Consider the following 16,671-nt stretch of genomic DNA (forward strand, 5'->3'; position numbering starts at 1 on the left):
ATGGCCCAGACCCGCGAGCACGTTCTGCTCGCCCGTCAGGTCGGCGTGCCCACCATCCTCGTCGCCCTGAACAAGGCCGACATGGTTGATGACGAAGAAATGCTGGAGCTCGTTGAGGAAGAGGTCCGTGACCTCCTGTCCTCGCAGGGCTTCGACGGTGAGAACGCTCCCGTCATCCAGGTTTCGGCTCTGAAGGCCCTCGAGGGTGACCCCGAGTGGACCGCCAAGGTCGAAGAGCTCATGGACGCTGTGGACGACTACGTCCCCACCCCCGAGCGCGACATGGACAAGCCCTTCCTCATGCCGATCGAAGACGTCTTCACGATCACCGGTCGTGGCACCGTCGTTACCGGTCGTGTCGAGCGTGGCAAGCTGCCGATCAACTCCGAAGTTGAGATCCTCGGTATCCGCGAGCCCCAGAAGACCACCGTCACCGGCATCGAAATGTTCCACAAGTCGATGGACGAAGCATGGGCAGGCGAGAACTGTGGTCTGCTTCTCCGTGGCACCAAGCGCGACGAGGTCGAGCGTGGCCAGGTTGTGGCCGTTCCCGGCTCCATCACGCCTCACACCGAGTTCGAGGGCCAGGTCTACATCCTGAAGAAGGAAGAAGGCGGACGTCACAACCCGTTCTTCTCCAACTACCGTCCTCAGTTCTACTTCCGTACCACCGACGTGACCGGCGTCATCACCCTCCCCGAGGGCACCGACATGGTCATGCCTGGCGACACCACTGAGATCACCGTTCAGCTGATCCAGCCCATCGCCATGGAGCCCGGCCTCGGCTTCGCAATCCGTGAAGGTGGCCGCACCGTTGGTTCCGGTCGTGTGACCAAGATCCTGAAGTGACTTTGTTGATCGCCTAGCGATCGCTGAATCTTCAGTAGAGCAGGTCCGTTCTTTTGAACGGGCCTGCTCTTTTGTTATTGACCTGTGGGGGAGCGTTGTATGTGAAGGTGACCGATCTGACTTTGCGACACGCCCGAGTGCGGTGTAGTGTAGATATCCGGTGCGCAACGTACCTCCATTGGAGCAATGCATGCGCACGTCTTCTATGTCAGTGGATTCACACGGGTTTCCTTGGCCTCGAGCTTGAGGAAGCCTGCGTATTTCTGCCAAAATAGAAGGGTTGCCCCGCTAGAGGTGGGGCGGTTAGGTAGTGCAATCACTGCTTAATCGGGCAAAATGCCCAAGATCTTTGGACAAGACGCCGGTCCGAACTGGGCGCTCTCGCTAAGAGCGACACGCCCGGATACGGGTACCGGCGCCGAATCTGTACGAGAAGAGGTAAGACGGCATGGCGGGACAAAAGATCCGCATCCGGCTCAAGTCGTATGACCACGAGGTCATCGACAGCTCCGCGCGCAAGATCGTGGACACCGTGCAGCGAGCAGGTGCCACTGTCGTGGGCCCGGTGCCGCTGCCGACCGAAAAGAACGTGTTTGTCGTGATTCGGTCGCCCCATAAGTACAAGGACAGCCGCGAACAGTTTGAAATGCGTACGCATAAGCGGCTCATCGACATCATCGACCCGACTCCGAAGGCCGTCGATTCGCTCATGCGTCTCGATCTGCCCGCGGACGTCAACATCGAGATCAAGCTCTGAGGACATCTGCAATGACAAAGAATAAGCAGCACGCTGCTGCGCCTGTTAAGGCGCTGCTCGGCCGCAAGCTCGGTATGACCCAGGTGTGGGACGCCGACGGCCGCCTCGTGCCCCTGACTGTCGTGCAGGTTGGCACCAACGTTGTTACTCAGCTCCGTACTGAGGAAACCGACGGATACACCGCTATTCAGCTTGGCTTTGGCGATATCGATGCACGCAAGGTGACCAAGCCCCTGGCTGCTCACTTCGCAAAGGCCGGGGTTGCTCCCCGCCGCCATCTCGCCGAGGTCCGCACCTCCGAGGCCGACAACTTCGAGCTCGGCCAGGAACTGGATGCCTCAATCTTTGAAGCTGGACAGAGCGTCGATGTTTCGGGTAACACCAAGGGCAAGGGATTTGCCGGTGTTATGAAGCGTCACGGTTTCGCTGGCGTGTCCGCATCTCACGGTTCTCACCGTAACCACCGTAAGCCCGGTTCGATCGGTGCTTGCGCAACCCCCGGTCGCATCTTCAAGGGTCAGCGTATGGCTGGCCGTATGGGTGGTGTCCGTCGTACCGTCCAGAACCTGCGCGTTCAGGCCGTTGATGTGGAAAAGGGTCTGCTCCTGATCTCGGGTGCGATTCCCGGACCTAAGAACGGCATCGTGCTGGTTCGCTCCGCTGTGAAGGGTGCGTGATCATGTCTGAAATCCGTACCATCGATGTTCTTGACCTGAAGGGTAAGAAGGCCGGCACCGTCGACCTCCCCGCAGAGGTCTTTGACGTTGAGACCAACATCCCGCTGATGCACCAGGTCGTCGTCGCTCAGCTTGCTGCAGGCCGTCAGGGCACGCACGCAACCAAGACGCGCGGCATGGTTTCCGGTGGCGGTAAGAAGCCGTTCCGTCAGAAGGGCACCGGTAACGCTCGTCAGGGCTCCATCCGTGCGCCTCACTTCACTGGCGGTGGCATTGTCCACGGTCCTCAGCCTCGCGATTACTCGCAGCGCACCCCCAAGAAGATGAAGGTTGGCGCTCTGCGTTCGGCTCTTTCTGACCGTGCACGCAATGGTCGCATTCACGTCGTGACCGCTCTGTTCGAAGGCGAGAAGCCCTCGACCAAGCAGGCACTGGCCGCGGTTCGCGCACTCGTTGCTGACCGTCCGGCACTTGTCGTGCTCGAGCGCGGCGATGAGCTTTCGGCTCTGTCGCTCCGCAACGCTCGCGAGGTTCACGTGCTGTGGGCAGATCAGCTCAACACCTATGACGTCCTCGACAACGAAGATGTCATCTTCACCCAGGGCGCCCTCGAGGCATTCCTTGGCACCAAGGAGGAAACGAAGTGAGCTCGATCGAAGCCGCTAAGAACCCCCGCGATATCATTCTGCGTCCGGTTGTCACCGAGAAGTCCTCGATCCTGATGGATCAGGGCAAGTACACCTTCGAAGTTGATCCTCGTTCGAACAAGACCGAGATCAAGATGGCCGTCGAAGCGATCTTCGGCGTGAAGGTTGCCTCCGTGGCTACGCAGAACCGCAAGGGCAAGGTTTACCGCACTCGCAATGGAATCGGTACGCGCAAGGATGTCAAGCGCGCCATCGTGACCCTGCGTGAAGGCACCATCGACATCTTCGGCGAGCAGGCCTGAGCGTCGGAGAACTAGAGGAAAATCATGGGAATTCGCAAGTACAAGCCCACGACCCCGGGTCGTCGCGGTTCGAGCGTCTCCGACTTCGTCGAGATCACTCGTTCCGAGCCCGAAAAGTCGCTGGTGCGTCCGCTGCACAAGACTGGCGGCCGTAACAACAACGGCCGTGTGACTGCTCGCCACCGTGGCGGCGGCCACAAGCGCGCCTACCGCGTGATCGACTTCCGTCGTCACGACAAGGATGGCGTGCCCGCACGGGTCGCTCACATCGAGTACGACCCCAACCGCACCGCTCGTATCGCCCTCCTGCACTACGCAGATGGCGAGAAGCGTTACATCCTGGCACCTGCCAAGCTCAATCAGGGCGATGTTGTCGAGTCCGGCCCCGCGGCCGATATCAAGCCCGGCAACAACCTGCCCCTGCGCAACATCCCCTTGGGTACCGTTGTCCACGCTGTGGAGCTCTACCCCGGTGGCGGCGCAAAGATTGCACGCTCTGCTGGAACCTCGGTTCAGCTCGTCGCAAAGGAAGGCCGCTTCGCTCAGCTGCGTATGCCCTCCGGTGAAATTCGCAACGTCGAAATCACCTGCCGCGCCACCATTGGTGAGGTCGGCAACGCCGAGCAGTCCAACATCAACTGGGGCAAGGCCGGCCGTATGCGCTGGAAGGGCAAGCGCCCGCACGTCCGTGGTGTTGTTATGAACCCGGTTGACCACCCGCACGGTGGTGGTGAAGGCCGTACCTCTGGTGGTCGTCACCCCGTGTCGCCTTGGGGCAAGCCCGAGGGACGCACCCGTCGTCCGAACAAGGCCAGCGACCGCATGATCGTGCGTCGTCGCAAGACCGGCAAGAATCGCTGAGTAGGAGCTGGGAATGCCTCGTAGTTTGAAGAAGGGCCCCTTCGTCGACGATCACCTCATGAAGAAGGTTGACGCCGCGGTCGAATCCGGCTCTAAGAACGTTATCAAGACTTGGTCGCGCCGTTCGGTCATCACCCCGGATTTCCTGGGTCTGACCATTGCCGTGCACGACGGTCGTAAGCACGTGCCCGTTTTCGTCACTGAGTCGATGGTGGGCCACAAGCTCGGAGAGTTCGCTCCCACGCGTACTTTCCGTAGCCACGACAAGGACGATCGCAAGGGACGTCGGCGCTGAGCCGGCCTTGCGTAACGAAGAAAAGGCAGGATTTCATGGAAGCCAAGGCGCAGGCGCGTTTTGTCCGCGTCACGCCCCAGAAGGCACGCCGTGTCGTGAACGAGGTTCGCGGCAAGGCTGCTTTGGAGGCAGCCGACATTCTGCGGTTCGCCCCGCAGGCCGTCGCCACCGATGTCCGCAAGGTGCTCTTGAGCGCAGTCGCTAACGCGAAGGTTAAGGCTGAAGCCGCTAAGGAGACCTTCAATGAGGCGGATCTTTTGATCCTCGAAGCCTACGTTGATGAAGGTCCTACGATGAAGCGCTTCCGCCCCCGCGCTCAGGGCCGTGCAGGACGCATTCTTAAGCGCACCAGCCACATCACCGTTGTGGTTGGCACTAAGGAAGATCAGAAGAAGGGAGACCGGTAAATGGGCCAGAAGGTTAACCCCACCGGGTTCCGCCTGGGAATCACAACTGATCACCGGTCTCGCTGGTTCTCCGATTCGACGACTGCTGGTCAGCGCTACGCCGACTACGTTGCAGAAGACGTCGCAATTCGCAAGAACCTGACTGAGAACCTTGAGCGCGCAGGTATTGCAAAGGTCGATATCGAGCGTACGCGTGACCGCGTTCGCGTTGATCTGCACACCGCTCGCCCCGGTATCGTTATTGGTCGCCGCGGAGCAGAAGCAGATCGTCTTCGTCAGAACCTGGAGAAGCTCACCGGCAAGCAGGTTCAGCTGAACATCCTCGAGGTCAAGAACCCCGATCTGGATGCACAGCTGGTCGCACAGGGAATTGCTGAGCAGCTCGCTGCTCGTGTCTCTTTCCGTCGCGCAATGCGTAAGGGCATTCAGTCCGCACAGCGTGCGGGAGCCAAGGGCATCCGTGTCCAGGTCTCCGGCCGTCTGGGTGGCGCTGAAATGAGCCGTAGCGAGTTCTACCGCGAAGGCCGTGTCCCGTTGCAGACCCTGCGTGCAAACATCGACTTTGGATTCCACGAGGCCCGTACGACCTTTGGTCGTATCGGCGTCAAGGTGTGGATCTACAAGGGCGATATCACCGAGCGTGAGTTTGCCCGCCAGCAGGCTGAGCAGGCCAACCGTGGTGGACGTGGACGCGGCGATCGTCGCAACCCCCGTCGCGGACAGCGTGGCCAGCAGCAGCACGAGAACACTCAGCAGCAGGCAGCTCAGGCTGAAGCACCTGCCGCTACCGAGACCGGAACGGAGGCCTGAGCCCAATGCTCATTCCCCGTCGTACTAAGTGGCGCAAGCAGCACCGCCCGCACCGCACCGGTTTTGCTACCGGCGGCACGGAGCTCGCATTTGGCGATTACGGGATTCAGGCACTCGAGGGTGCCTACGTCACCAACCGTCAGATCGAAGCTGCTCGTATCGCAATGACCCGTCACGTTAAGCGTGGTGGCAAGGTGTGGATCAACATCTTCCCGGATCGCCCGCTGACCAAGAAGCCTGCCGAAACTCGTATGGGTTCCGGTAAGGGCGCCGTCGAGTGGTGGGTTGCTCCCGTTAAGCCGGGACGCATCATGTTCGAGCTGGCCGGTGTGCCCGAGAGCCTTGCTCGCGAGGCAATGCGCCGTGCCCAGCACAAGCTTCCGATGAAGACCCGTTTCGTGGTCCGCGAGGGTGGTGACAACTGATGGCAGATAAGGGTCTGACCACCGCCGATCTCGATGCCATGGACGATGCACAGCTGTCCAAGGAGCTTGAGAAGGCAAAGGCTGAGCTCTTCAACCTCCGCTTCGCGCAGGCAGTTGGCTCCCTTGAAGACAACGGTCGTATGAAGACTGTTCGTCGCAATATTGCCCGCATTTACACCATCGCGCGTGAACGGGAGCTCGGCTACCGCACCGCACCAGGCACTGAGGAGTGACTAACATGGCAGAAACCACTGTGCGCAACGAGCGCAAGGTCCGTCGTGGATACGTCACCAGTGACAAGATGGACAAGACCGTTGTCGTCGAGATCGAGGACCGTGTGAAGCACGCCCTCTACGGCAAGGTTATGCGCAAGAGCAAGAAGGTCAAGGTTCACGACGAGCACAACGAGTGCTCCGTTGGCGACCTCGTCCTGATTATGGAGACTCGTCCGCTCTCCGCCACCAAGCGGTGGCGCGTGGTCGAGATTCTCGAAAAGGCGAAGTAACCTTCGCCTAACAGACCGAAATCCGTTCGGCAAGGCTCGGCCCCGGAGGTAACTCCGGGGCAGAGAACCGGCTCGACGACAGGAGTCAGTAGAAAATGATCCAGCAGGAGTCGCGACTGAAGGTCGCCGACAACACAGGTGCCAAGGAAATCCTCACCATCCGTGTTCTCGGCGGATCTGGTCGGCGTTATGCCGGAATCGGCGACGTGATCGTCGCCACCGTCAAGGATGCAATCCCCGGCGGAAATGTTAAGAAGGGGGACGTCGTTAAGGCGGTCGTCGTGCGTACGCGCAAGGAGACCCGTCGCCCCGACGGTTCCTACATCCGTTTCGATGAAAACGCGGCAGTCATTCTGAAGAATGACGGTGAACCCCGCGGTACGCGTATCTTCGGTCCCGTGGGCCGCGAGCTGCGCGAAAAGAAGTTCATGCGAATCGTTTCTCTCGCACCGGAGGTGATCTGATGGCAGCGAAGATTCGTAAAGGTGACTTGGTCGAGGTCGTTCGCGGACGTACCTCGGACGAAAAGGAACTCGCAAAGCGCAACGCACGCCGTGCCGAGCAGGGCCTCGAGCCCCTCAAGCCTGGCGACAAGGGCAAGCAGGGTCGCGTTATCCGCGTCTTCCCCGCTCAGGAGAAGGTCCTCGTTGAGGGCATTAACCTGAAGACCCGCCACGTGCGTCAGGGACAGACTCAGGGCCAGGCCGGTGGCATCATCACCGTTGAGGCTCCTATCTCGCTGTCGAAGGTTGCTCTGGTTGATCCTGAGACGAAGCAGCGCGTTCGCGTTGGCTTCCGTGAGGACACCGTTGAGCGTGACGGCCGTACGCGCACCGTTCGCGTTCGCGTCACCCGTGGCGGAGCCCGTCGCGGCATCGAGCAGGGCAAGGAGATCTGATTATGGCCCCGCGTTTGAAGGAAAAGTACAACTCCGAAATTCGCGATGCTCTGCGCGCTGAATTCAAGCACGCAAACCCCATGGAGGTGGGCGGTCTGACCAAGATCGTCGTCAACATGGGCGTCGGCGAGGCTGCCCGTGACTCGAAGGCACTTGAGGGCGCGATCCGCGACCTCACCGCCATCACCGGTCAGAAGCCTCAGACGAGCAAGGCGAAGAAGTCCATCGCACAGTTCAAGCTGCGCGAAGGCCAGGTTATTGGCGCATATGTCACCCTCCGCGGCGACCGTATGTGGGAGTTCCTGGACCGCCTTCTCTCGACTGCGCTCCCGCGTATTCGTGACTTCCGCGGTCTGTCCTCGAAGCAGTTCGATGGACACGGCAACTACACCTTTGGCCTGACGGAGCAGTCCATGTTCCACGAGATCGATCAGGATTCCATCGACCGCGTTCGCGGTATGGACATCACGGTCGTTACCTCGGCCTCCACCGACGAAGAAGGCCGTGCTCTTCTGCGTCACCTCGGCTTCCCGTTTAAGGAGGACTGACCATGGCTAAGACGTCACTGAAGATCAAGGCTGCGCGTAAGCCCAAGTTCGGCGTGCGTGGCTACACCCGGTGCAACCGTTGCGGTCGTCCCCGCTCGGTGTACCGCAAGTTCGGACTGTGCCGTGTGTGCCTGCGTGAGCTCGCCCTTCGTGGCGATCTCCCGGGTGTCACCAAGAGCAGCTGGTAAAACTGACGTCGTAGGTCCCGGTTTTCCGGAGAAACCGCGACGAGGAAGGGGAGAATCCCCAAATGACAATGACTGATCCGATCGCAGACATGCTGACGCGTCTGCGTAACGCGAACCACGCGCGCCACGAGTCGGTTTCCATGCCGTACTCGAAGCTCAAGGCCGCGATCGCGAAGATTCTCGTCGAGGAAGGCTACATCGCTTCCATCGACGTCGAGGATGCCAAGGTCGGCCAGACGCTGATTCTTACTCTCAAGTACGGCTCGCACCGCGAGGCCGCTATTGAGGGTCTGCAGCGCGTCTCCAAGCCCGGTCTGCGCGTCTACGCCAAGTCCACCAACCTGCCCAAGGTCCGCGGCGGCCTCGGCGTGGCAATTCTGTCCACGTCTTCCGGCCTGCTTACCGACCGTCAGGCAGCCGAGAAGGGTGTGGGTGGGGAAGTCCTCGCCTACATCTGGTGATGAGGAGGCTGAAGAATGTCGCGTATTGGTAAGAATCCGATCGAAATTCCCGCGGGCGTCGATGTCACTATCAATGGTGCAGACGTTACCGTTAAGGGCCCCAAGGGAACGCTGAGCCACGTTGTGCCTGAACCCATCAGCGCCGCCATCGATGAAGGCAAGGTCGTTGTGACCCGTCCTTCCGATGATCGTGTTGCTCGTTCGCTCCACGGCCTGACTCGCACCCTGATCGCAAACATGATCGAGGGCGTGACGAAGGGCTTCTCGAAGCAGCTTGAAATCGCCGGTACCGGTTACCGTGTCGTTGCAAAGGGCAAGGACCTCGAGTTCTCCCTCGGCTTCTCGCACACCGTGCTCGTTGCGGCGCCCGAAGGCATCGAGTTCTCCGTCGAATCTCAGACGAAGTTCACCGTGTCGGGCATTGACAAGCAGCTCGTTGGAGAGACCGCCGCTCGCATCCGTAAGCTCAAGAAGCCTGAACCCTACAAGGGCAAGGGTATCCACTACGTGGGCGAGACCATCCGTCGCAAGGTCGGAAAGGCTGGTAAGTGATGGCGTACACAGTCAAGGGCAAGGGCAAGTTCGTCGCTCGCAAGCGTCGTCACCTGCGCCTGCGCAAGAAGGTTCAGGGCACCCCTTCGCGTCCGCGTTTGGTTGTCACCCGTTCGAACCGCCACATGGTCGCACAGGTTGTGGACGATACCATCGGTCACACCCTGGTCTCCGCTTCGACCAAGGAAGCAGCACTCGTTGCCGCTGAAGGGACGAAGAAGGACAAGGCCTACCAGGTCGGCACTCTCATTGCAGAGCGCGCAAAGGCCGCAGGCATCACCGCTGTGGTCTTCGACCGCGGTGGCAATAAGTACCACGGCCGCGTTGCGGCAGTCGCAGAAGCCGCCCGTGAGGGCGGACTTGAGCTGTGACTGAGCCTCGAGGAAAGAGAGATCAACTGATGGCTGCATCGCAGCGAGGCAGGAACGGTCAGGAAGGCGCCGAGCGCTCTGGCGACGGCGAACGCCGTGACCGCCGCTCCGGTCGCGAGAACCGCGACACCCGTCGGGGCGAAAGTAAAGATCAGTACATCGAGCGTGTTGTCACCATCAACCGCGTCTCCAAGGTTGTGAAGGGTGGACGTCGTTTCTCCTTCACCGCTCTGGTTGTCGTCGGTGACGGTGAAGGCACCGTCGGTGTCGGCTACGGAAAGGCCAAGGAAGTTCCCCAGGCTATTTCCAAGGGTGTTGAGGAAGCGAAGAAGAACTTCTTCCGCGTCCCGATGATCCGCCGAACCATCACCCACGTTGTTCAGGGCCGCGACGCGGCAGGTGAAGTTCTCCTTCGCCCCGCCGCCCCCGGTACCGGCGTTATCGCCGGCGGCCCCGTCCGTGCAGTCCTCGAGGCTGCAGGCGTCCACGACGTGCTGACGAAGTCGCTCGGTTCTGACAACGCAATCAACATTGTTCACGCAACTGTTGCTGCACTGAAGCTTCTGGAACAGCCTGAAGCAGTCGCAGCTCGCCGCGGTCTTCCGCTCGAGCGCGTTGCTCCCGCATCCATGCTCCGTGCACGCGCAGAAGGCGAAGCTGAAAAGCGCGCTGCCGCAGAGGCAAGCGAAGCTGAGAAGGCTGCTGCGGGGGTGACTGAGTGATGGCAAAGCTGAAGATCACGCAGGTCAAGTCCAGCATCGGCGCAAAGCAGAACATGAAGGACACACTGCGCACCCTCGGGCTGCGCAAGATCGGCCAGAGCGTCGTTCGTGAGGATGCAGAAACCGTTCGCGGTGCCATCCACACCGTTCGTCACCTGGTTACAGTTGAGGAGGTCGACTGACCATGGCGGACTCCACGAAGAACACCGGTGAGGAGCAGGGTCGCGTCGTTCGACTGCACCACCTGCGTCCCGCCGCTGGTGCAAAGACCGCGAAGACCCGCGTCGGTCGCGGTGAAGGTTCAAAGGGTAAGACCGCTGGACGTGGTACCAAGGGCACGAAGGCTCGTTACCAGGTTCCGGCAGGCTTCGAGGGTGGCCAGATGCCCATCCACATGCGCCTTCCCAAGCTGCGCGGCTTCAAGAACCCCTTCCGCGTTGAGTACCAGGTCGTCAACGTCGGTCGTCTGCAGGAGCTCTTCCCCGAAGGTGGAAAGGTGACTGTTGAGGATCTCGTTGCACGTTCCGCAGTGCGCGACGGTTGGGCAGTGAAGGTGCTTGGCACTGGTGAGCTCACCGTTAAGCTCGATATCGAGGTCGACTCCTGGTCGGCTTCGGCAGAAGCGAAGATTACTGCCGCTGGCGGTTCTATCAAGACCCGCTGAGTGGTGATTGCGCCACGGGGGTGGCTCGGTTTCCGGGCTACCCCCGTTTCGCATTCTTGCACGTCGAGGCCGTTCCCCAGCCGCTGAAGCCCCCGATTTCAGTGACTTCCCATCTGGGAGAGGGCCTTTACCCACATCACAGTTTCTCAAGTTCTCTACTTTTGATTCACAGTATCCCTGTCATTTCAGGTAGTCTTTTGAGAGTCGTGCGATCGGAATGGTCGCAATTATTTCGTTACGTAGGAGGAAGCCTTGCTCAGTGCGTTCGCGCAGGCATTCCGTACCCCAGATCTTCGACGGAAACTTCTGTTCACGCTATTTATCATGGCGATGTTCCGTCTGGGTTCTTTCATCCCAACTCCGGGCGTTGATTCGCAGGCAGTAAGCAAGTGTCTTGCTCAACAGAATGACGCTTCGCTGCTGGACTTGGTGAATCTCTTTTCTGGTGGTGCGCTCCTCCAATTGTCGATCTTTGCGCTGGGTATCATGCCCTACATCACCGCGTCGATCATCATTCAGCTTCTGCGCGTCGTAATTCCTCGTTTCGACGATCTGCACAAAGAAGGTCAGACCGGCCAAACGAAGCTCACTCAGTACACGCGTTACCTCACAATCTTCTTGGGTATTCTCCAGTCAACGACGATGATCTCGCTGGCCCGCTCCGGCAACCTTTTTGCCGGATGCGCCGAGAAGGTTATCCCCTCAAACTCCGTGGGGACCTTCCTTCTCATGATGATCGTCATGACGGCCGGTACCGGCGTCATCATGTGGCTGGGTGAATTGATCACCGAACGCGGTATCGGTAACGGTATGTCGCTGTTGATCTTTACTTCTATTACCGCGCGTATGCCTTCACAGCTTCTCACCATCGGACAGAGTGGTAAGTGGGGAGCGGTCTTCGAGATCCTCGGTCTGATGCTTGTTGTCTCGATTGTGGTCGTCTACGTCGAGCAGGCGCAGCGCCGAATTCCGGTTCAGTACGCAAAGCGCATGATCGGCCGACGCCAGTACGGTGGTACTACGACTTACATCCCGCTCAAGATCAACATGTCCGGCGTTATCCCGGTCATCTTCGCATCTTCTCTTCTTGCATTCCCCCCGATGCTCGCACAGTTTGGTCGCCAGGATTCCGAGTGGGTCCAATGGATCGGTGCTAACTTCCGCCAGGACGCGTGGCCATACTTGGCCACCTACGCCCTGCTCACGCTCTTCTTCACCTTCTTCTACACCGCGATCACCTTCGATCCCGATGAAGTTGCGGACAACATGAAGCGCTACGGCGGCTTCATTCCCGGATACCGCGCAGGTCGTCCGACGGCCGAATATCTGCGCTACGTGATCAACCGAATCACCACCGCCGGTGCTCTCTACCTGGTGATCGTCGCGCTCATTCCTTCGTTGGCGATCATTCCGCTGCATATTTCTCAAGGACAAATGCCCTTCGGTGGTACAACCCTTCTGATTATCATCGGCGTCGGCCTGCAGACGGTGAAGGAAATTAATACACAGCTTCAACAGCACCACTACGAAGGATTCTTGCGATGACCGCTATCGTTCTCCTCGGCCCTCCCGGAGCGGGCAAGGGCACACAGGCAGCACGTATCGCTGAGCGTTTGGGTATTCCTGCGATCTCGACCGGAGAGATCTTCCGCGCCAACATGTCCGAGGGTACCGAGCTGGGCAAGCGTGCCAAGGAGTACATGGAACGCGGCGAGTTCGTTCCCGACTCTGTCACGAACCCCATGGTGAAGGTGCGTCTTTCGGCACCGGATACCGCCAACGGTTTCCTCCTCGACGGCTACCCCCGTACCCTGGACCAGGCGCATGTTCTGCGTGACATGCTTGCTGAACTTGGTGTGAGCCTGGATGTCGTCATGGAGATTCAGGTTGATGAAGATGAGGTCGTGGCGCGCATGCTCAAGCGTGCAACCGAGCAGAACCGCTCGGATGATACTGAGCCAGTGATTCGTCACCGCCTTGAGATCTACCACGAGCTGACTGAGCCCATGGCAACCTACTACGCCGATCAAGACCTCCTTCAGGTCGTTGACGGACGCGGTTCGATCGACGAAGTGAGCGAGCGTATCTTCGCCCTTCTCGACGGTCTCAACAAGTAAGCAACACGTACCCTGGCGCTGCTCAGCGCTGATACGGAACCGGGGCGCGGTGGTGAAAGCCATCGCGCCCCGGAGTTTCATCCAAAGGAAGCACAATGTCCCACATTGAATACAAGACCCTTGATCAGATCAAGTGGATGCGAGAAGCCGGGCTGGTTGTTGCAGAAATTCACCGAAGCCTGCGAGAGGCGGCTCGTCCCGGCGTAACAACCGCTGAGCTGGACGAGGTAAGCGCAGATGCGATCCGTCGATGCGGTGCGCGCTCGAACTTCCTCAATTACTACGGCTATCCCGCAACTGTGTGTATTTCCCCCAATGACGTGATCGTTCACGGCATCCCCGGGAAGCGCAAGCTTGCTGTCGGTGACATTGTGACCTTCGACTGCGGGGCATGGCTTGAGCGCAGTGGTCAACAGTGGCACGGAGATGCGGCATTCTCAATGATCGTTGGAGATGAATTCACTTCCGACGAAGAGTTTGCGCGTTCATGGGTTCGTCGTCACCAAGGTCCGGGCGCAGGAAAACGCTGGGGGAATGCAATCCCTTCAGCCCCTCAGGGAGAGGCGGGGGAAACCAACGCGGCCTCGGCAGGGGAAGTTTCAAAGCAGGGGAGCGTTGCGCGCAGGCGCGAGCTCGACCTCGTAACTCGTGAGGCGCTGTGGGCGGCGCTTGCCTCGGTTGCTCATGGAAAGCGCGTGAGCGCAGTTGGCGAGGCCGTCGAGCGCGTCGTTGCCGAGCGCGCGGAAGACCTTGGCTGGGAAGCGGGAATTATCGAGGACTTCACCGGACACGGGATTGGCACCGCGATGCACCAGGACCCGGAAGTCCTCAACTATCGCGTGCGTGGCTTGATGCCTAAGCTGCGTCCCGGAATGGTTCTGGCCGTTGAGCCGATGCTGACCAGCGGGGATATTGAGAATGTCACTGAGAATGATGACTGGACAGTTCGCACCGTTGATGGCTCGGATGCCGCTCAATGGGAGCACACCATCGCAATTTTGGATGATGGTGTCGCAATCTTGAGTGCAGTTGACGGGGGAGTAGCAGGGCTCGCACCCTTTGGTGTCACGCCTGTTTTGCTGGATTGATTGCGTCACTGCAAAGGATGGGGTGCATGGCTGAGTGAAGGCTGTGTACCCCATTTTGTGAGTTGGGGTACAGCGTGCTATTCTCAAAACAACTTAATTCGGAGTCCGAAGAAAGTGTGTGACGGTGCGCAAAAAAGATCTTTCTTCCCTTAGACAGGCAAATCGGCGCCTGATTCTGAGCCATTTGGCTCAGGGGCAGCCTTTATCTCGCACCGAACTCGCCGAACGAACCGGACTTTCAGCTTCAACCGTTTCTGCGATTGTTAGCGGACTGGTAGCGGATTGTATTGTCCACGAAACCGGAGATACAGCATCGACAGGAGGAAGAGGACGGCGCCTTTTAGATATCGACCCAACAAGTGGAGCGATCCTGATTGTCGAAGTCCGCGGATGCAGCGCTGTTCTTACCTTTAACGATATGAGCCTGGCCCCAAGGCGACAGCTTTCGATAGAGCTAAGTATGCTTCCCGACGCCGGAGAAAAACTCTTCAATGCAATTTCGCGAGCTATTGAGCAATATACGAGTGCTGAAGATGCTGAACCACTAGTGGGCATTGGACTTCTAGTGGACGACCAGACTGTTGCTTCTTTCCTGACCCTTCTGTATTCAACGGGGTTCGACGAGGCATCGATCGGACTGCGTCAAGCACTTATGACGCGATTTAAAGTTCCCGTTCTTGAGGAATCGATTCAAGAGTGTTCAGCACGTGAACTTGTCGCCCGACACGTTGAAGACGCGCATTCCTGGGCACACATTGCAATTGGATCGCGAATCACACTATCGATAGCCGCCAACGATAAGAGCATACTGAGCGGCGATCATAACTGGGCCGATCTCACGGAATCGGTGATGCCCGGAGTTGAACACCCGGAGGCAGTGCTCTCCAAACTCACCGAAGAATCTGGCCGAACGCAACCCGTGTGGACACGCTTCCTCAGTCGCCTTGGAGACACACTGACCACTGTCATCTCGCTGATCCCACTAGATGTCCTACTGGTTTCCGGAGAAATCGCGCAAACAACTGGATTTACTGAACTTCTGGCAAATTGTCTGAAGCCTCGCCTGCATGAGAAAGTCCCGCAAGTAATTCCCGTGACAAGCCATGACTCGAAGGCAGTCGCCCAACTAGCAAACAACCTACGAACCGCAGTGCTTACTGCATAAACAATCCCGCGGCAATGCTGCCGCACCAAACCCTGAGAGGAAAAGAAATGGTTCAAGGAATCTTGATCCTCTTGACCTTCGTCGTGATTGCCGCACTGATGATGGCCAAGAAAATGCCGACTTTGCTCGCACTGCCGCTGATGGCAGTAATCATTGGCATTATTGCCCGAGTCCCGTTGATTGCAACGAATGACAACGGCGTCGCTACCGGCCTGCTGAACGGTATTTTTGAGGCAGGTACTGTGCGCATGAGTTCGGCGATCATCGCCGTGATCTTCGGTGCATGGCTTGGACAGCTTATGAATCGAACAGGTGTCACTGAAACGATTATCAAGAAGAGTGCCGAGCTGGGTGGTGGACGTCCCTTGGTCGTTACCCTGATCATGGCCGTTGCAACAGCCCTATTGTTCACCACTCTGTCAGGCTTGGGCTCGATCATTATGGTTGGATCGATCGTCCTGCCAATCTTGATCTCTGTCGGAATCCCAGCGGCATCAGCAGCCTGTATCTTCTTGATGTCCTTTACGACCGGTTTAGCGTTGAACGTTGCAAACTGGCAAATCTTCTCTAAGCTTTTCTCGCTGGATATTGCCGTGATTCAACGCTTCGAACTCTATTTGGCTGCAGCGACTGCAGTTGCAACCATCATCTTCATCGTCGTTGAGTTCGCGCGAAACGGAATTAGGTTCGGCTTTTCTGCTCCTGCTGCCCCTGCTGCGAACACGTCTTCGGAGACTCGCGCACTTAAAGGCGTTACCGGTGCCCTTGCCATGCTGACCCCAATCATCCCGATTGTTCTGGTCGCCTTGGTGAAGCTCCCCGTTACTGTCGCATTCACTATTGGCATCGCATGGTGCTTAATCTTCACTGCGCGCGGTTTCGGGCGGGCAATGAACACTCTCACAAAGACCTGCTATGACGGAATCACTGACGCTGGACCGGCAATCATTCTGATGGTCGGTATTGGTATCCTCTACCTGTCTGTAACCCATGCGCAGGTTAAAGCCGTTCTTGACCCGATTTTGCTGGCGGTTGTCCCGTCAAGTCGCTGGGCATACATCCTGTTCTTCATTTTGCTGGCGCCGCTTGCCCTGTACCGCGGCCCCATGAACATGTTCGGTCTTGGTTCTGGCATTGCAGCACTGATCACCGGTCTTGGAACGATGAACCCGCTGGCTGTTATGGCAGCGTTCCTCTCTGCAGAGCGTATTCAGGCTGGTGCAGACCCGACGAATACTCAGAACGTGTGGACCGCGAACTTCTGTGAGGTCGATGTCAACACCTGCACCAAGAAGATCCTGCCCTACCTGTGGGGCGTATCCGCGGTTGGTGTCCTGTTGGGCAGCGTCCTCTACTTCTGAT

Annotated in this window: 27 protein-coding genes; all 27 read left to right on the forward strand. The window is 58.6% G+C overall.

Annotated features, from left to right (window positions below; all coding sequences use genetic code 11):
• Positions 1-849, forward strand: an 849-nt coding sequence (locus RW023_RS03730; RefSeq protein WP_315579958.1) for an elongation factor Tu, incomplete at its 5' end; no start/stop codon positions are given.
• Between the two features lie 448 nt (positions 850-1,297).
• On the forward strand, positions 1,298-1,606 hold the full coding sequence (gene rpsJ, locus RW023_RS03735; protein WP_009408775.1) for a 30S ribosomal protein S10: 309 nt from the start codon (positions 1,298-1,300) through the stop codon (positions 1,604-1,606).
• An 11-nt stretch (positions 1,607-1,617) separates the two neighbouring features.
• Entirely contained in the window at positions 1,618-2,283 is a 666-nt protein-coding gene (gene rplC, locus RW023_RS03740; protein WP_315579959.1) for a 50S ribosomal protein L3, read from the forward strand.
• Between the two features lie 2 nt (positions 2,284-2,285).
• Positions 2,286-2,930, forward strand: coding sequence for a 50S ribosomal protein L4 (rplD, locus tag RW023_RS03745; RefSeq protein ID WP_026066606.1), 645 nt, complete (start codon positions 2,286-2,288; stop codon positions 2,928-2,930).
• Positions 2,927-3,232 carry a 50S ribosomal protein L23 gene (rplW, locus tag RW023_RS03750; protein WP_009408778.1) on the forward strand — a complete coding sequence of 102 codons (306 nt, stop codon included), beginning with the start codon at positions 2,927-2,929 and terminating at the stop codon, positions 3,230-3,232. The genes rplD and rplW overlap by 4 nt, the downstream gene beginning before the upstream one ends.
• Positions 3,233-3,256: 24 nt before the next feature.
• Entirely contained in the window at positions 3,257-4,093 is an 837-nt protein-coding gene (rplB, locus tag RW023_RS03755; protein WP_315579960.1) for a 50S ribosomal protein L2, read from the forward strand.
• Between the two features lie 13 nt (positions 4,094-4,106).
• Entirely contained in the window at positions 4,107-4,388 is a 282-nt protein-coding gene (rpsS, locus tag RW023_RS03760) for a 30S ribosomal protein S19 (RefSeq protein ID WP_009408780.1), read from the forward strand.
• Positions 4,389-4,423: 35 nt separating this feature from the next.
• Positions 4,424-4,795, forward strand: a complete 372-nt coding sequence (gene rplV / locus RW023_RS03765; protein ID WP_009408781.1) for a 50S ribosomal protein L22 — start codon at positions 4,424-4,426, stop codon at positions 4,793-4,795.
• Positions 4,796-5,605 carry a 30S ribosomal protein S3 gene (gene rpsC, locus RW023_RS03770; RefSeq protein WP_291458531.1) on the forward strand — a complete coding sequence of 270 codons (810 nt, stop codon included), beginning with the start codon at positions 4,796-4,798 and terminating at the stop codon, positions 5,603-5,605. It abuts the gene before it with no gap.
• Between the two features lie 5 nt (positions 5,606-5,610).
• Entirely contained in the window at positions 5,611-6,030 is a 420-nt protein-coding gene (gene rplP / locus RW023_RS03775; RefSeq protein ID WP_009408783.1) for a 50S ribosomal protein L16, read from the forward strand.
• Positions 6,030-6,263: a 50S ribosomal protein L29 gene (gene rpmC / locus RW023_RS03780; RefSeq protein WP_009408784.1), complete on the forward strand. Its 234-nt coding sequence runs from the start codon at positions 6,030-6,032 to the stop codon at positions 6,261-6,263. The genes rplP and rpmC overlap by 1 nt, the downstream gene beginning before the upstream one ends.
• Positions 6,264-6,268: 5 nt before the next feature.
• Positions 6,269-6,535, forward strand: coding sequence for a 30S ribosomal protein S17 (gene rpsQ / locus RW023_RS03785; RefSeq protein ID WP_009408785.1), 267 nt, complete (start codon positions 6,269-6,271; stop codon positions 6,533-6,535).
• Positions 6,536-6,630: 95 nt separating this feature from the next.
• Complete coding sequence (rplN, locus tag RW023_RS03790; RefSeq protein WP_009408786.1) at positions 6,631-6,999, forward strand: 50S ribosomal protein L14; 369 nt, start codon at positions 6,631-6,633, stop codon at positions 6,997-6,999.
• Positions 6,999-7,433 (forward strand): 50S ribosomal protein L24, encoded by a 435-nt coding sequence (rplX, locus tag RW023_RS03795; protein WP_009408787.1) that lies wholly within the window; start codon positions 6,999-7,001, stop codon positions 7,431-7,433. Before rplN ends, rplX begins: the two co-directional genes overlap by 1 nt.
• Before the next feature lie 2 nt (positions 7,434-7,435).
• Complete coding sequence (gene rplE / locus RW023_RS03800) at positions 7,436-7,981, forward strand: 50S ribosomal protein L5 (protein ID WP_009408788.1); 546 nt, start codon at positions 7,436-7,438, stop codon at positions 7,979-7,981.
• Between the two features lie 2 nt (positions 7,982-7,983).
• Positions 7,984-8,169 carry a type Z 30S ribosomal protein S14 gene (locus tag RW023_RS03805; RefSeq protein ID WP_009408789.1) on the forward strand — a complete coding sequence of 62 codons (186 nt, stop codon included), beginning with the start codon at positions 7,984-7,986 and terminating at the stop codon, positions 8,167-8,169.
• A 62-nt stretch (positions 8,170-8,231) separates the two neighbouring features.
• Positions 8,232-8,630, forward strand: a complete 399-nt coding sequence (rpsH, locus tag RW023_RS03810) for a 30S ribosomal protein S8 (RefSeq protein ID WP_315579961.1) — start codon at positions 8,232-8,234, stop codon at positions 8,628-8,630.
• 15 nt (positions 8,631-8,645) lie between these two features.
• Complete coding sequence (rplF, locus tag RW023_RS03815; RefSeq protein WP_315579962.1) at positions 8,646-9,182, forward strand: 50S ribosomal protein L6; 537 nt, start codon at positions 8,646-8,648, stop codon at positions 9,180-9,182.
• Positions 9,182-9,553: a 50S ribosomal protein L18 gene (gene rplR, locus RW023_RS03820; RefSeq protein ID WP_009408792.1), complete on the forward strand. Its 372-nt coding sequence runs from the start codon at positions 9,182-9,184 to the stop codon at positions 9,551-9,553. Before rplF ends, rplR begins: the two co-directional genes overlap by 1 nt.
• 29 nt (positions 9,554-9,582) lie before the next feature.
• Positions 9,583-10,275: a 30S ribosomal protein S5 gene (gene rpsE / locus RW023_RS03825; protein WP_315579963.1), complete on the forward strand. Its 693-nt coding sequence runs from the start codon at positions 9,583-9,585 to the stop codon at positions 10,273-10,275.
• Positions 10,275-10,457 carry a 50S ribosomal protein L30 gene (gene rpmD, locus RW023_RS03830; RefSeq protein ID WP_009408795.1) on the forward strand — a complete coding sequence of 61 codons (183 nt, stop codon included), beginning with the start codon at positions 10,275-10,277 and terminating at the stop codon, positions 10,455-10,457. Before rpsE ends, rpmD begins: the two co-directional genes overlap by 1 nt.
• Before the next feature lie 2 nt (positions 10,458-10,459).
• Positions 10,460-10,939 (forward strand): 50S ribosomal protein L15, encoded by a 480-nt coding sequence (gene rplO, locus RW023_RS03835; RefSeq protein ID WP_009408796.1) that lies wholly within the window; start codon positions 10,460-10,462, stop codon positions 10,937-10,939.
• Positions 10,940-11,191: 252 nt separating this feature from the next.
• Positions 11,192-12,484, forward strand: coding sequence for a preprotein translocase subunit SecY (gene secY / locus RW023_RS03840; RefSeq protein ID WP_315579964.1), 1,293 nt, complete (start codon positions 11,192-11,194; stop codon positions 12,482-12,484).
• Positions 12,481-13,056: an adenylate kinase gene (locus RW023_RS03845; protein WP_315579965.1), complete on the forward strand. Its 576-nt coding sequence runs from the start codon at positions 12,481-12,483 to the stop codon at positions 13,054-13,056. The genes secY and RW023_RS03845 overlap by 4 nt, the downstream gene beginning before the upstream one ends.
• Positions 13,057-13,151: 95 nt before the next feature.
• Positions 13,152-14,144, forward strand: coding sequence for a methionyl aminopeptidase (locus RW023_RS03850; RefSeq protein WP_315579966.1), 993 nt, complete (start codon positions 13,152-13,154; stop codon positions 14,142-14,144).
• A 118-nt stretch (positions 14,145-14,262) separates the two neighbouring features.
• Positions 14,263-15,309, forward strand: coding sequence for a winged helix-turn-helix domain-containing protein (locus tag RW023_RS03855; RefSeq protein ID WP_315579967.1), 1,047 nt, complete (start codon positions 14,263-14,265; stop codon positions 15,307-15,309).
• A gap of 47 nt (positions 15,310-15,356) precedes the next feature.
• A complete protein-coding gene (locus RW023_RS03860; RefSeq protein WP_315579968.1) occupies positions 15,357-16,670 on the forward strand; it encodes a C4-dicarboxylate ABC transporter in 1,314 nt (437 codons plus the stop codon).
• The last annotated feature ends 1 nt before the right edge of the window (position 16,671 follow it).

The organism is uncultured Actinomyces sp., from assembly GCF_963542285.1.
In the GTDB taxonomy this organism is placed as follows: Bacteria; Actinomycetota; Actinomycetes; order Actinomycetales; family Actinomycetaceae; genus Pauljensenia.